Origin of the sequence: Stenotrophomonas mexicanensis (genome assembly GCF_032911605.1) — a bacterium.
GTDB lineage: Bacteria > Pseudomonadota > Gammaproteobacteria > Xanthomonadales > Xanthomonadaceae > Stenotrophomonas > Stenotrophomonas maltophilia_A.
Genome location: NZ_JAWJTG010000001.1, coordinates 247,393 through 261,273 on the forward strand (window position 1 = coordinate 247,393; position 13,881 = coordinate 261,273).

Annotated in this window: 13 protein-coding genes and 1 pseudogene; 10 read left to right on the forward strand and 4 right to left on the reverse strand. The window is 66.9% G+C overall.

What is annotated here, in order from left to right:
- The first annotated feature begins 112 nt into the window (after positions 1–112).
- Positions 113–769, forward strand: a complete 657-nt coding sequence (locus R1L06_RS01185) for a TetR/AcrR family transcriptional regulator (RefSeq protein WP_317216683.1) — start codon at positions 113–115, stop codon at positions 767–769.
- A 47-nt stretch (positions 770–816) separates the two neighbouring features.
- Here the strand turns inward: R1L06_RS01185 and R1L06_RS01190 are convergent, their stop codons facing one another.
- The gene (locus R1L06_RS01190; protein WP_317216684.1) at positions 817–1,071 is read right to left on the reverse strand and encodes a hypothetical protein; all 255 of its coding nucleotides are present in this window, start codon (positions 1,069–1,071) and stop codon (positions 817–819) included.
- 226 nt (positions 1,072–1,297) lie between these two features.
- Between R1L06_RS01190 and R1L06_RS01195 the strand changes: the two are divergent.
- The 4 genes and pseudogenes from R1L06_RS01195 to R1L06_RS01210 all read left to right on the forward strand — a co-directional run bounded on the left by R1L06_RS01195 (position 1,298) and on the right by R1L06_RS01210 (position 4,989).
- Positions 1,298–2,257: pseudogene (locus R1L06_RS01195) on the forward strand (cation diffusion facilitator family transporter).
- Positions 2,258–2,329: 72 nt separating this feature from the next.
- Positions 2,330–2,965 (forward strand): DNA-3-methyladenine glycosylase, encoded by a 636-nt coding sequence (locus R1L06_RS01200; protein WP_317216685.1) that lies wholly within the window; start codon positions 2,330–2,332, stop codon positions 2,963–2,965.
- Positions 2,965–3,159 carry a hypothetical protein gene (locus R1L06_RS01205; RefSeq protein ID WP_005413550.1) on the forward strand — a complete coding sequence of 65 codons (195 nt, stop codon included), beginning with the start codon at positions 2,965–2,967 and terminating at the stop codon, positions 3,157–3,159. The genes R1L06_RS01200 and R1L06_RS01205 overlap by 1 nt, the downstream gene beginning before the upstream one ends.
- 120 nt (positions 3,160–3,279) lie before the next feature.
- Entirely contained in the window at positions 3,280–4,989 is a 1,710-nt protein-coding gene (locus R1L06_RS01210; protein WP_107431923.1) for a sensor domain-containing diguanylate cyclase, read from the forward strand.
- 77 nt (positions 4,990–5,066) lie between these two features.
- Here the strand turns inward: R1L06_RS01210 and R1L06_RS01215 are convergent, their stop codons facing one another.
- Entirely contained in the window at positions 5,067–7,010 is a 1,944-nt protein-coding gene (locus R1L06_RS01215) for a MacB family efflux pump subunit (protein ID WP_317216686.1), read from the reverse strand.
- A gap of 2 nt (positions 7,011–7,012) precedes the next feature.
- The gene (locus R1L06_RS01220; protein WP_317216687.1) at positions 7,013–8,194 is read right to left on the reverse strand and encodes an efflux RND transporter periplasmic adaptor subunit; all 1,182 of its coding nucleotides are present in this window, start codon (positions 8,192–8,194) and stop codon (positions 7,013–7,015) included.
- A gap of 236 nt (positions 8,195–8,430) precedes the next feature.
- On the opposite strand from R1L06_RS01220, the gene R1L06_RS01225 reads away from it, so the two are divergent.
- The 4 genes from R1L06_RS01225 (at position 8,431) to R1L06_RS01240 (ending at position 11,962) form a co-directional block, all read left to right on the forward strand.
- On the forward strand, positions 8,431–8,997 hold the full coding sequence (locus tag R1L06_RS01225; protein ID WP_236494342.1) for a hypothetical protein: 567 nt from the start codon (positions 8,431–8,433) through the stop codon (positions 8,995–8,997).
- 53 nt (positions 8,998–9,050) lie between these two features.
- Complete coding sequence (locus R1L06_RS01230; protein WP_317216688.1) at positions 9,051–9,767, forward strand: response regulator; 717 nt, start codon at positions 9,051–9,053, stop codon at positions 9,765–9,767.
- Between the two features lie 3 nt (positions 9,768–9,770).
- Entirely contained in the window at positions 9,771–10,847 is a 1,077-nt protein-coding gene (locus R1L06_RS01235; protein WP_317216689.1) for an ATP-binding protein, read from the forward strand.
- 188 nt (positions 10,848–11,035) lie between these two features.
- Positions 11,036–11,962, forward strand: coding sequence for an ABC transporter six-transmembrane domain-containing protein (locus tag R1L06_RS01240; RefSeq protein ID WP_285303698.1), 927 nt, complete (start codon positions 11,036–11,038; stop codon positions 11,960–11,962).
- Between the two features lie 260 nt (positions 11,963–12,222).
- On the opposite strand, the gene R1L06_RS01245 is transcribed toward R1L06_RS01240, so the two are convergent.
- Positions 12,223–12,837 carry a TetR/AcrR family transcriptional regulator gene (locus tag R1L06_RS01245; RefSeq protein WP_317216690.1) on the reverse strand — a complete coding sequence of 205 codons (615 nt, stop codon included), beginning with the start codon at positions 12,835–12,837 and terminating at the stop codon, positions 12,223–12,225.
- Positions 12,838–13,007: 170 nt separating this feature from the next.
- Here R1L06_RS01245 and R1L06_RS01250 point away from each other — a divergent pair, with 170 nt between their 5' ends.
- Positions 13,008–13,844, forward strand: coding sequence for a siderophore-interacting protein (locus R1L06_RS01250; protein ID WP_317216691.1), 837 nt, complete (start codon positions 13,008–13,010; stop codon positions 13,842–13,844).
- The last annotated feature ends 37 nt before the right edge of the window (positions 13,845–13,881 follow it).

Consider the following 13,881-nt stretch of genomic DNA (forward strand, 5'->3'; position numbering starts at 1 on the left):
GCGGAAGGAGAAGGCCGGCGCAGTCTGGGAGGCGGGAATTACAAATGAATGACCGTTCATTCACACCTTTTGTGACGTACTATCCCGCCTCTGGACGCCCCGACTTCATGTAATGACGCCGAAAACCGCCGTAGCTGCACCCGCTGACGCCCCTGCCGCCGCCCCTGCCGCCGCCCATGCCGAAGCCCAGCGCCGGCGCATCCTCGACGCCGCCCAGAAGTGCTTCATCACCCGTGGTTTCCATGCCGGTTCGATCGGAGATATCGCTGCCGAGGCCGAGATCAGTCAGGGGCTGATGTACCGCTATTTCGCCAACAAGCGCGCCCTGATCCTGGCCCTGATCGAGCGCCAGCTGCGCCACGACCAGGCCTCGATCAGCGAGATGCCGGTGGCGTCCGATCTGATTGATGGGCTGCTGGAGTGCTACCAGCAATGGGCGCGCGGCGAGGTGCTGCCGATCCACGGCAATGCCATTGCCAGCGTGGCGCTGTATGCGGAAATCAACGCCGAGGCACACCGCGACCCCGTGCTGGCCGAGGTGCTGCGTACCCATGACAAGCAGACCAGCGCCGCGATCCATGCCTGGCTGCGCCAGCGTGACGTCAATCTGGGCCGCGCCGTGGACGAAGAGCGGATTGCCAGCCGAACCCTGCTGCTGCGGCTGCTGGTGGAAGGTCTGGCGATGCGCGCCGTGCGCGATCCGGACTTGCCTGCGGCACGGGTTCGCGTCCTGCTGGCCGATGCCATTGGGCGGGTGATGGCGGATTGAGCGGTAGTGCCTGCCGCTGGCCGGCACCCGGGGCCGAAACGACGGTATCAGATGAATAAACGGGCCGGCAGAACCTTCTGTGCGGCCTTCGCGCGCGCGCCGAAGTACCAGGTCGCCAGCACAAGGAACCCCATGACGATCAGCAGCCCGCATCCAGGGCGTCCCCAGCTTGCGATCGGGCCTGCGCTTGCTGCTACGAAGAATTTGCCGCCCGCAGCGAGCAGGAGGATGTTGGAGATCCGCGCGACGCTGGCGCAGAGCAACAGACTGAGGAGGTCGTACCAGGGAAATTTGCGATTCATCGAAGTCTCTTCAGGTTATGGAAAATAGTCGACGTCGCTTCGAACAGGATCGGCAACGAGGACTGACCCCAGCGTACGGCCTTGCGTCCGCAGTCATGCCCCCTAACCGGCTTGATCGCAGCGGCAGTTGGGCGCCTGCCGGGCCCCGGCACATCGGACACCTGCACATCCCGGGGACATGCCCGTCCGGAAGATCGGGCATCCACCTGCCCTCCCCCTTGCCTTGATGTCTGCCCCCACCGGTTCCCGTCTGGTCATCTACGCCGCCCTCGCGGGCAACTTGGCCATTGCCATCGCAAAGTTCATTGCTGCCGGCATCTCCGGCAGCTCGGCCATGCTCAGTGAGGGCGTGCATTCGCTGGTCGACACGTTGAATGAACTCCTGCTGCTGTACGGTCTGCGCCGCGCCGGCAAGGCGCCAGACCCCGTGCATCCGTTCGGCTACGGCCGCGAGCTGTACTTCTAGAGCTTCATCGTCGCCCTGCTGGTGTTCGCCGCCGGCGCCGGTGTTTCGGCCTACGAGGGTATCCAGCACATCCGCCGGCCGGAACCGGCCACCAACCATGCGTTGAGCTACAGCGTGCTGGGCATCTCCATCCTGTTCGAGGGGGCGTCATGGTGGGTCGCGCTACGGGAGTTCCGGCGTACCAAGGGCAAACTGGGCTACTTCGAAGCCTTCCGTCGCAGCAAGGACCCGTCCACCTTCACCGTGCTGCTGGAGGATAGCGCGGCCCTGCTGGGCCTGGGTTTCGCACTGATCGGGCTCGTGGCCGCCCAGATGCTGGACATGCCGGTGCTTGATGGTGTGGCGTCGCTGTGCATCGCCGGCGTGCTGGCCGCAACCGCCTTCCTTCTGGCGCGTGAGACCAAGGGTCTGCTGGTCGGGGAGCCGGCCCACCCGGCCGTAGCCGAGCGGATCATGGCGGTGGCCGAAACTGACCCGGACCTGCGCCGCGCCAATGGGGTGACCACCATGCAGATGGGACCACAGCAGGTCGTGGCCATGCTCAGCGCCGAGTTCGAGGACGATCGGAAGACGCCGCAGATTGAAGCCTGCATCACCCGCATCGAAACCGCAGTAAAACGCGAGTATCCGGAACTGGTGGCACTGTTCATCAAGCCGCAGACGCCCGAGGTCTATGCCGCACGGAGGGCCGCACTGGCCGCTCCGCCTGCGCCGGAATGACGCTGCGTCTGCACCCGTTTCACCTGAGCGATGCGACAGTGCCACGGTCTTTCACCCGAGCCTGCCTCTACCGTGCCGGATTGGTTGCCCGCCGCTCTTCAGATCCTCCCGCGCAGCTTCTACCGGCGCCCGCCCGTCGAGGTTGCGCCCGAGCTGCTCAACAAACTCCTGGTCCGCGACGATGGCCGAGCCGGCCGCATCGTTGAAGTCGAAGCGTACGCGGGCAGCGTCGATCCGGCCGCGCACTCCTATCGCGGGCAGACGCCGCGCACGGCCAGCATGTTCGGCGAAGCCGGGCACCTGTACGTCTACTTCACTTACGGCATGCACTGGGGCAGCAACGTTGTCTGCGGCGAAGTGGGTGAAGGCGTGGCGGTGCTGCTGCGGGCCATCGAGCCGCTGCTTGGCCTGGAGCGCATGCGCGAACTGCGTTCCGCCGCGCGCCGCGACCACGATCTGGCCAGCGGGCCCGGCAAGCTCTCGCAGGCCTTCGGGCTGGACCGCAGCTTCGACGGCGCTGATCTGGTGACCGGCAACCACGGCATTGTCATCGCCAGCGACGGCGTGCCGCCCCCGGAAGATCCAGTGGTTGGGCCCCGCATCGGCATCACCCGCGCTGTTGATTTCCCCTGGCGTTGGCACATCCGTGATCACCGTCACGTATCGATCCAGCCACGTCGCGCTTCCGCCCCAGCGAGGAAACGATGATGACCCCGCTCGACAAACCATTGCGCCGCGAACTGCACATCGACGGCCAACCCTACACTCTCACCGTGGCCCCTGAGGGCCTCAAGCTGGTTGAGAAGGGGCGGCGCAAGGGCATCACACTGCGCTGGCAGGACCTGGTATCCGGAGACGCCGCTCTGGCCACCGCCTTGCAGGCATCGCTGCAACAGCACTGAGCCGGCGCGCCCACCTCACATCCGCATCACCCCGCCGTGGCGATACATAACGGCGCGTGCACTAGCTTAGCGCCAGACAGCCGCCGCAACCGCCCTCGCCACCCAGCCCTGAAAAGCGCCATGGACGAAGCCGAACGACTGCTCGAAATCGAACGACTGCACCTGTTGGATACACCCCCGGAGCCGGTGTTCGATGCCATCGTCGCCGCCGCCCGCGCCGCCACCGGCATGTCCATGGCGTTGATCTCGGTGGTGGCCGACGAGCGCCAGTGGTTCAAGGCCAACATCGGGCTGGAAGGCGTCAGCGAAACCGCACGCGAGATTTCCTTCTGCACGCATGCCATCCAGCAGGACGCGCTGTTCGAGATTCCGGACGCGCGCCAGGACCCGCGATTCGCCACCAATCCGCTGGTCACCGGTGGCCCGCGCATCCGGCATTACGCCGGCATCTCGCTCGGCTCGGCGCACGGCGCGCGCATAGGAACACTGTGCCTGCTCGACCCGATGCCCGGTGTGCTGTCGCCTTCGCAACGCGAACTGATGGTGCATCTGGCCCGGGTCACCACCCAGGTGCTTGAACAGCGCAGCACCTTGATGGCACAGGTCGGCCAGGCCAAGGCCCTGCATCGTGAGCTGAAGCGCAGCGAGGACTTCCTGGAGCGCACCAACCGCGCGGCCCGGGTGGGTGGCTGGGAAATGGACCTGGTCAGCAACGAGGTCCGCTGGACCCGCGAAACCAAGCAGATCCACGGCGTGCGCAGCAACTTTGAACCGACGCTCGAAACTGCGCTCTCGTTCTATCGCGAGGACAGCCGAAACATCATCCGCACGGCGGTGCAGCGTTGCATCGATGAAGGCACGTCGTGGGAGGTGCAGCTGCCGATGACCACCGCCGACGGACGAGCCATCTGGACCCGCGTGGTTGGAGGCCGGCAGCAGGTCGATGGCCGGCCGCGGCTGGTCGGGGCCATACAGGACATCACCGAGGAGCGCGCCGCGCTGGATGCACTGGAAGCAAGCGAAACCCGCTACCGGCGGCTGTTCCACTACAGCCTTGGCCTGATCTGCACCCACACGCTGGAGGGCGTGCTGACCTCGGTGAACCCAGCGGCCGTGCAGTCACTGGGCTTCGATGAGAGCTACATGATCGGGCGCAGCCTGTGCGACCTGATGCCGCCGGAGAAGCGGGTCGCGTTCAAGGCGTATCTGGAACGCATCGCAGTCAACCACACCGATGCCGGCGTCATCGAGCTGATCGCCGCCGATGGTACCCGGCATTTCTGGGCGTATCACAACGTGCTCGACAACGAGGCCACCCCACCCTACGTGCTCGGCCATGCGCAGGACGTCACCGCACTGCGGATGCAGGAACAGCAGTTGCGCGAGATGTCCTTCAAGGATCCCCTCACCCAGAGCTACAACCGCCGCTTCCTGCCCCGCCTGGACGAACTGATCGACCAGCCTTGGGCCTGCCTGATGTTCGATCTGGATCATTTCAAGCAGATCAACGACACCCAGGGCCATGCACGGGGTGACACGGTGCTGGTCGAGTTCGCCGCCTTCCTGCGCGCTCCACTGGGGTCAATGGAAAGCGTAGTGCGTATGGGTGGCGACGAGTTCATGGTGGTGCTGACTGCACCGGAACCGGGACGGCTGGCCGCGCTGGAGCAGTGGTATGCGCAGCATGCCGGGCAGTCACCCACGCCCTTCTCGCTGGGCGCGACCCATCATGCACCCGGCGAGACGGTGGCCGACACCCTGCAGCGCGCCGACAGCCGTCTGTATCGCGAGCGTGCACGCGTGCGCACGCATCCGCGCCCCTCATCCTGAGGCTGCTCCTGTGGAGCCAAAGGCAACGGCTCCTGCCGTTGCCTTCGGCTCCACAAATGCCCGCACTGGGCCTGCGCCTACTCCGCTGCCAGCGCCTGGATTGGATCCAGTTGTGCCGCGCTGCGCGCCGGGAAGTAGCCGAAGCCAAGCCCGATCGCAGACGAGCACGCCAGCGCGGCAAGCACCGGGCCCGCCGTGAACAGGAACGGCACACCCAGCGACAGCAGGCTGGACAGCGCACCCACGCCGAACGCGAACAGCACCCCCAGCACGCCACCGAACAGGCAGATCAGCACTGCCTCGATCAGGAACTGGCGCAGGATGTCGCCCTGCCGCGCGCCCACCGCCAGCCGCACGCCGATCTCGCGCACGCGCTCCTTCACCGAGACCAGCATGATGTTCATCACCCCCACCCCGCCGACCACCAGCGCCACTGCTGCGATGGCCGAAACCAACGCTGCCATGGTCTGACTGGACTTCATCACCGCCTTGCGGATCTGGTCGGCGTTGTAGATGAAGAAGTCACGACGGCCATGCAACCGCTCCAGCTCGGCCCCCAGCGAGGCCTCGGCGGCGTTGGTGGGCACGTCGTCGCGCACACGCACCGTGATGCTCTCCAGGCGCTCGCTGCCCAGCAGCCGCGAGGCCGCCGAGGTATACGGCACGTAGACCGTCGGGGTTGCACCGCCAGCGAACGCATTGGCCCCGACCACACCGATCACCTCCACCGGCATGCCGCCCAGCAGCACCGTGCTGCCAATCGGGTTGCCGCTGAACAGCGCTTTGGCGGCCTTCTGGTCGACCACACCCACTGCGCGATGCGCATCCACTTCGGCGTCGGTGAAGAAGCGGCCGGCCTTCAGCCGCAGCCCACGCACGCGCGGCATGTCGGCGCCTACGCCCAGCACCTGGGTGTTGGCACGCCGGTTGCCCTGCAGCGCTGCCACCGATCCGCTCAGGTTCGGGCTTACGCTGTCCACGTAACTCAACGCCGCAAGATGGTCCGCATCGCCCACCACCAGCGTCTCGATCTCCGCCGAGCGCGGGTCACCGAAATCCGAGCCCGGGAAGATCTCCAGCGTACTGGCGCCCAGTTCGTTGATCTGTGATTCAACCTGCGCCTGTGCACCCTTGCCCAGCGCAACCACGGTCACCACGGCCGCTACGCCGATGATGATCCCAAGCATGGTCAGCAGCGTGCGCAGGCGATGGGCCAGCATCGAGCGCACGGCCATGCGCGCAGCTTCGCGAGTCGCATCCATGCGTGCGCGGCGCTCGGTTGCCGGCGACACGCCGCGTTCGGTCCCGGGTGTTTCAGCCACAGCACGCGATCCCCGCTCGCCGCGGTCGGTCACCACCCGGCCGTCGGCGATCTCGATCACCCGCGCCGCGTTGGCGGCAATCGCCGCATCGTGTGTCACCAGGATCACCGTGTGGCCCTGTGCATGCAGGCGCTTCAGCTCGGCCATCACCTGCTGGCCACTGGCGTGATCGAGCGCGCCGGTGGGTTCATCGGCCAGCACGATCGCGCCGCCATTCATCAGCGAACGGGCAATGGACACGCGCTGCTGCTGGCCTCCGGACAGCTGGCTCGGCCGGTTCGCCATGCGTTCGCCCAGCCCCAGCGTTTCCAGCAGCGTGCGTGCACGGGCAGTGCGCACGTCCGCCTCCACGCGGGCATAGACTGCCGGCAGCGCCACGTTCTCGGTGGCACTCAGGTTCTCCATCAGGTTGTAGCGCTGGAAGATGAAGCCGAAATGCTCTCGGCGCAGGCGTGCCAGCGCGTCCGGCGCCATCTGCTCGGTGGCCTCGCCGTTCACTCGATAGCTGCCGTCGGTCGGCCGGTCCAGGCAGCCAAGGATGTTCATCAGCGTGGACTTGCCCGAGCCCGAGGGGCCGATGATGGCGATGAACTCGCCGGCATCGATGCGCAGCGAAACGTCCTTCAGCACCACCACCTCGCCGGCGGCGGAGCGATAGGCGCGCGATACGCCATGCAGTTCCAGCAGTGCGTCGGCCATGCTCACATCCCCAGCAGGCTGGTCGGTTCGGATTCGCCGCCGCTGGGCGCCTGGCCGACCACCACGTTCTCACCCTCGCGCAGGCCGGACAGGATCTGCACGGCGGTGGCGGTGCGCAGGCCGGTCGTCACCGCACGTTCCTGGGCGCGGCCCTTGGTGTCGAGCACGCGCACGGTTCCACGGCTGCCGTCCTTGCCATCCGAATCGGTCAGCGCCGTCAATGGCACCTGCAGCGCGTTGGCAACCCGTGCCAGCTGCAGGGTCACCTTCACCGTCATGGAGGGCTTCAGTTTCAGGCCGGGATTGGCCACGTCGAACAGGCCGGCGTAGTACACCGCCTTCGGCGTCTGCGCAGAGCCACCCGCATTGCCGGTGGCGACGTCGGCAATCGAGGAGGGCGCCGGTTCCAGCTGCTGCAGGTGGGATTCATAGTGGCGGCCGCTTGGCCCCAGTGTCGAGAACCACAACGGTTGCCCCGGTGCCACCAGCTCGACGTCGGCCTCGGCGATCTCGGCGCGCACGGTCATCGTATCCATCTGCGCCAGCATCACGATGGTCGGCGTGGTCTGCATCGAGTTCAACGTCTGCCCGGCCTTGGTGACGATGGCCACGATGTAACCGTCGCTGGGCGAAACAATGCGGGTATAGCCCAGGTTGATCCGTGCGGTTTCGACCTGGGTCACGGCCTGCTCGATCTGCGCCTGCAGCGCGGCCACCTCTGAGCGTGCCGCATCGCGCGCCACGCGCGCGGCTTCGAAACCTTCCTGTGACACCAGGCGCGACGCCACCAGCTGCGACTGCCGCTGGTAAGCACGGCTGGCCTGCGCATAGCGGGCCTGGCTGGCGGCATGCTGGGCGCGCAGCGTGTTGGTGGCCGCCTCGGCACTGCGCAGCGCGATACGCTGCGGCTGCGAATCGACCTCGGCGATCAGGTCACCGGCCTGTACGCGCTGGCCCAGCACCGCATGCAGGCGCTTGACCTGGCCGGACACCTGCGCACCCACCGCCACCAGCTCCTTGGGATGGACCCGGCCGACCGCCTGTACGGTCTTCTCCAGATCCGCCACCCTTGCCGGTGCGGTGATCAGCGCGGCATCATCGGCGCCGGCAAACGCCCACCATCCAGCGCCGGCGGCCAATGTGGCCACCGTAGCGGCAATGATCCAGGTCCTGCGGTTGCTCATCGAAACGCCCGGCTGCGTGCAGTCGCCCAGTGCGACCGCCGAAACCGCAGTCTGGAAGCCGCGGATGGACGTTGTTTGGAGCCACTGTGGAGATTGCATGGAGGCGCGGCAGCCGTTCAGGCACCGGCCCCGCGCCTGAATGCTGCGGCCTGCGTCCACGCAATCTCGACACAATCTCGACCGAGTCTCCATCAACGGTCGCTAGCCTCGTCGGCCTCGCCGACTGCCCGCCTGCCGTGTCCCTTTCCCATCCAGACCTGCCACCCATCGATGTGCGCCGTGCCTACCTGGCGTGGTGTGCGCCTTCGCCGTGGTTGATCGCCGTCGTGTTGGCATCGACCACCAGCTGGATGCTGGCCGCGCCGGATCCGTTACCCCCGCTGCTGGCGGGCTTCGGGGCGGCCGCCCTGGTGGGGTTCCGCAGCGATGGGCCCGGTGGCACTGGCCGTTCCGGCGCACTCGCGTCGCTGGCGCTGATTGGTCTGGCGGTCTGGGCGGCAACGCACCCGGTCGCCGACGCCACCCTGCATCTGCTGCTCGCCCTAGCCACTCTCGTGGTCGTCGCCCTGCTGGCACTACGCCTGCGCGCCATCCTGGGCATGGCCTTGCGGCTGCAGGCCCGGGTAGATGCCACTCCCATGGCATCGCGCTGGAGCAAGCTGCCGGCGGCGGTGTCCACCCTGATGCTGCAGCAGCTGCGCGGCGCAGGTGCAGTGGAACCGAGTCTGCGGCGCACGCTGGTGCTGGCCACCCTGGCCTGGGCTGCCAACGAAGAGGCGCAGGACATGCAGTGCCGACGATGACCCTGCCCCAGATCCCGCCCTTGCCCACCCTTGCCCCGAACCCGCAGCACGCAATGAAACACGATCTCCGTACCCGACACCCCCCCTTGGTGCTGATTGCCGAAGATGAGGGTGAAATCGCCGACATCCTCGGCGCCTACCTGGCCCGTTCCGGCCTGCGCAGCGCACGCGCCGCCGACGGCGAGGCGGCGCTCGCCAGCCACCGCCAACTGCGCCCGGACCTGGTACTGCTGGATGTGCAGATGCCCAAGCTGGATGGCTGGCAGGTGCTGAGCGAACTCCGGCGGCGCGGCAACACCCCGGTGATCATGCTCACCGCGCTCGACCAGGACGTGGACAAGCTGACCGGCCTGCGCGTGGGTGCCGACGACTACGTGGCCAAGCCGTTCAATCCGGCCGAGATCGTCGCCCGCATCCACGCCGTGCTGCGCCGAAGCTCCCGGCCCCTGGTCGAAGCGCCCAACGGGCTGATCCGCCAAGGGCCCTTCGAGATCGACCTGCGCAGCCACGAGGTGACCGTGCGCCATGGCGAGCAGATGCACGAACTGAACTTCACCCTCACCGAGTTCCGGCTGCTGGTGCACATGGCGCGTGCGCCACGGCAGGTGCATGCGCGGGCCGATCTCCTGCATGCCTGCCTGCCCGAGGGCGACGCGCAGGAACGCACCGTCGACAGCCATGTCAGCAAACTGCGGCGCAAGCTGGAGGATGTCGGCGTGATCGGCATTCCCGCCACCATCCGCGGCGTCGGCTACCGCTTCCTGGACTGAATGATGAACCCCAAAGGCAAGAGCATCGGACGCCAGATCACGCTGTCCATCACGGTGGCCTCGCTGTGTTCGACGGTGCTGTCGATCAGCGGCTTCTACCTGTTCTATTACCTCATGGAGGTGTTCTATCCGCGCTGGTACGACGAGCCGGAAACGATCATGCCGTCCGGGCTGGAATGGCTGTGGATCGGATTGACCGCCACCGTGGTCGTCATCTTCGCCACGCTGGTCGCCTCGCGCCTGACCCGGCGCATCATCACGCCGTTGAACTCGGTGGCCGAAAGCCTGCGCCGGGTCGCCATTGGCGATCTGGAAGCGCGTGCACGCGGTGGTGGTACCACGATGGCCGAAGCGGCCACGCTGGTCAGCGATTTCAACTCCATGGCAGAACGGCTGAGTCGGATGTCCGAGAACCGGGTGTTCTGGAACGCGGCGATCGCGCATGAACTGCGCACGCCGATGACCATCCTGCGCGGCCGCCTGCAGGGTATCGCCGAAGGCGTGTTCGAGCCGGGCCCGGAGCAGTTCAACAGCATGCTCACCCAGCTGGAAGGCCTGACCCGCATCATCGAGGACCTGCGCGTGGTCAGCCTGGCCGAGAGTGGCCACCTGGATCTGCGCCTGCAGCGCAGCGATGTCAGCGTGCAGGTGGCCGCAGTGGTGGAAGCCATGTCCGAGGCACTGAACGAAAGCGGGTTCTCGGTAACGCTGGACGCACGGCCGTCGCTGGCGGACTGCGATCCGGCACGCATCCGCCAGGCGGTGCTGGCGCTGCTGGAGAACGCGCGTCGCCATGCCATTCCCTGCCCGCTGCGGGTGTACGTGACGCTGGCCGAAGGCCATTGCACCGTCACGGTGGAAGATGGCGGCCCCGGCGTGCCGGACGACCTTCGCGACAGCATCTTCGAAGCCTTCCAGCGCACGGATGTCTCGCGTTCGCGGCAGAGTGGTGGCTCCGGGCTTGGCCTGGCGGTGGTGCGTGCGATTGCCGTGGCCCATCACGGAACAGCGCTATGCCGGGCCACCGAACGTGGTGGCAGTGCCTTCGAAATCCGCTGGCCGGTGCATGCCCGCCGTTGAGGCGGTAGACACTGTCCTGGTAGCGGCGCACCTTGGTGGACATTCGCATCGCTGAACGGCGCCGGTTTCTCCACGCAATCTCCATCGTCCCTCCATGCCTTCTCCAAAGGGCTGCAGATACTGGGCGCGATCCGGGAGATGGCAGGCATCCGTCCCCTGCCCTGACTCCGACCCACCCACGCATCCCCATGAAACCCCCACACGATCCGGCGGCCGCCGCCGGCAGCATCGGCCAGCAGAACGCGGCCGCCACTCTCAAGGCCATCCTGCGAACCTATCCGTGGCAGCTCACCGGCACCTTTTCGCTGGTGGCGCTGGAAAATGCGCTGCTGCTGGCGTATCCGCTGTTTGCCGGCTTCGCGGTGGATGCGATCATCCGCGGCAACATCGGCCACGCCATCTCCTACGCCGGCGTGGTACTGCTGTTCTGGCTGGTCGGTGCTGCCCGCCGTGCGGTCGATACCCGTACCTTCACCCGCATCTATGCCGACCTGGCGGTGAACGTGGTGCAGGCGCAGCGCAGGCTGGGCCACGCCACCTCCACCTCGGCCGCGCGCGTTGTGCTGGCCCGTGAGTTCGTCGATTTCTTCGAAAAGCACGTGCCGATCATCGCCACCGCGCTCGTATCAATGTTTGGTGCGGCGGTGATGCTGCTGGTGATCGAACCGCTGGTGGGCGCCGCGAGCCTGATCGCCCTGCTCGGCGCAGTGTTGTTGATGCCGTCGTTCGCACGCCGCAACGAGCAGCTGCATGGGCGCCTGAACAACCGGCTGGAACATGAGATCCGCCTGGTCGACCGGGTCAGTCCCTCGGTGCTGCGTCGCCACTACACCACGCTGTCGCGGCTGCGCATCCTGCTCTCGGACCGAGAAGCTGGGGCCTTCGTGGTGGTGGGTGCGGCGGCGGCGGTGTTGTTCGCGCTGACCATCGGCCGTCTCGCCACCACCGACGGGGTTACCCCGGGTCATGTGTATGCGGTGATGACCTATCTGTGGACGTTCGTCGGCAGCCTGGATGATGCACCATCGATGGTGGATCAGCTGGCGCGGTTGAAGGACATCGGCCGCCGCGTCAGCCCGGGCATGGAAGACGCGGAGCGCAAGGACGCCGCTTGACCGGTAGATGCCCACCTTGGTGGGCAACGATGTATCGCGGCGCCAACCAAGGTTGGCGACTACCGGGGCAACGGCGCCAACCAGGATTGGCGGTTACCTCGTGGAAGGACATCGGCCGCCGCGTCAGCCCGGGCATGGAAGACGCGGAGCACAAGGATGCCGCTTGACCGGTAGATGCCCGCCTTGGTGGGCACCGATACATCGCGGCGCCAACCAAGGTTGGCGACTACCGGGGCAACGGTGCCAACCAGGATTGGCGGTTATCTCGCGCCTGCCATGCGCCCGCACATCGCCAATGCACCGAAGATCAACGCCTCCATGCTGCGGTCGAACTCGGCCTCCTGTGCCTTCCGATCCAACGGGCGTCGCGTGGTATCTACCACCGCATGCCGCGAATACACGGTGTCGGCCAACGCCACGGCGTGATACGCCACGGTCGACAGCAGCCACGCTGCCTGCTCCAGCGGCAGATCGTGCACGCGACTGAACTCGGCATGGTGGCGCTGGATGCGGGCCAGCATCTCCGGCGTCTTCGCGCCGTGGCTGACCAGGAAGGGCGCCAGGCCCGGATTGGCATCCACCAGCGCCCGCAATGAACGCTGGAATGCGCGCAGGTCCGCTTCGATGGAAACATCGGCGTCGGTATCCAGTGCCGGTGCCTGCCAACGCTCGAAGATCGCCTCGGCCACCAGCTCGCGCAGTGCCGCCAGATTCGCCACATGCTTGTACAGCGCGATGTGGCTGACCCCCAGCGCCGCCGCCACGCCCACGAAGCTCAGCCCCGGCAGCGTCATGGCAATGCCGGCGTCGGCGATGCGCTCGCGGGTGATGGTGGGCGGTCGCCCACGGGCAGCGGTCTTTTTCGGTGCAGCCATGCGGTAACGGTTCCTGCGCGGTGCGCGGGCAAGGGCCGTCATGGTGGTCCGCAGCGACGCCGTGGTCAACGCGTCGCTGCGGTCCGTGGACAGGCCCCGGTTGCGGCACGATCAATTTAGTTTACTATTATGTAACTAATTCGCATTTGCAGTGTCCAGGATCGTTGTCGATGTCCGCGTCCCCCACTTCAATCACCCCGGCCGGGCCGCTGCGCGGCGCCGACCATGATCGCGGCCTGCAGGCGCTGCAGGTCCAGGTGGTCGCGGTTGCACAGCCGTGCGCCAGCCTGCTGCGCCTCGTGGTCCAGCTGCCGGAACATGCAGAACTCGCGCCCTGGCAGCGTGCCAACACCGCCGTGCGCATCCAGCTCGGCGCCACGTTCGGCGATGTGTCACGGATCTACACCGTGCGCAGCCTCGATCCCAACACCCGCCAGTTCACCCTGGACGTAGTGCTGCACGAGGCGCCGGGGCCGATGCTGGCCTGGGTACGTGCGCTGCGCCCCGGTGATGCCTTCGATCTGACCGGACCGCGCCCCCATCTGCAGGTACCGCAGCGCGAGGGCACCTGCGCCCTCCTGTTCGCCGACCCAAGCGCCATCCCTGCCCTGTTTGCATTGCTGCAGCAGTGGCCGGCCGACCTGCGCGCAGAGGCCTGGATCGCCTCGGATGATGCATTCCCGGTAGACGAATTACCCGCCATTGAAGGTGTCCGCGTGCTCCACCTCGCCACCGGTGACGCGCCGTTGCTGCAGCAGGCGCGCCAACTGCGGCCGGAACCCGGCAGCACGGTCTGGGCGGCCGGCGAGCGCGAGGAAATGCGTGCCCTGCGCCGCCACTTCATCGAAACGGTCGGCCTGCCACGCAGCGACGTTGCCGTGGCCGGCTACTGGAAACGTGGCGAGACCACCACCGAGACCGACCAGCGTCGCCGCCGCAACTACGAGCGCGTGCTGGCACGCGGCGGTGGCCTGCAGGACCTCGACGACCTCGCCGACGATATCTGATCCACCCCGCAGTATCCGCGCCCCGCGCTTCGTTCCA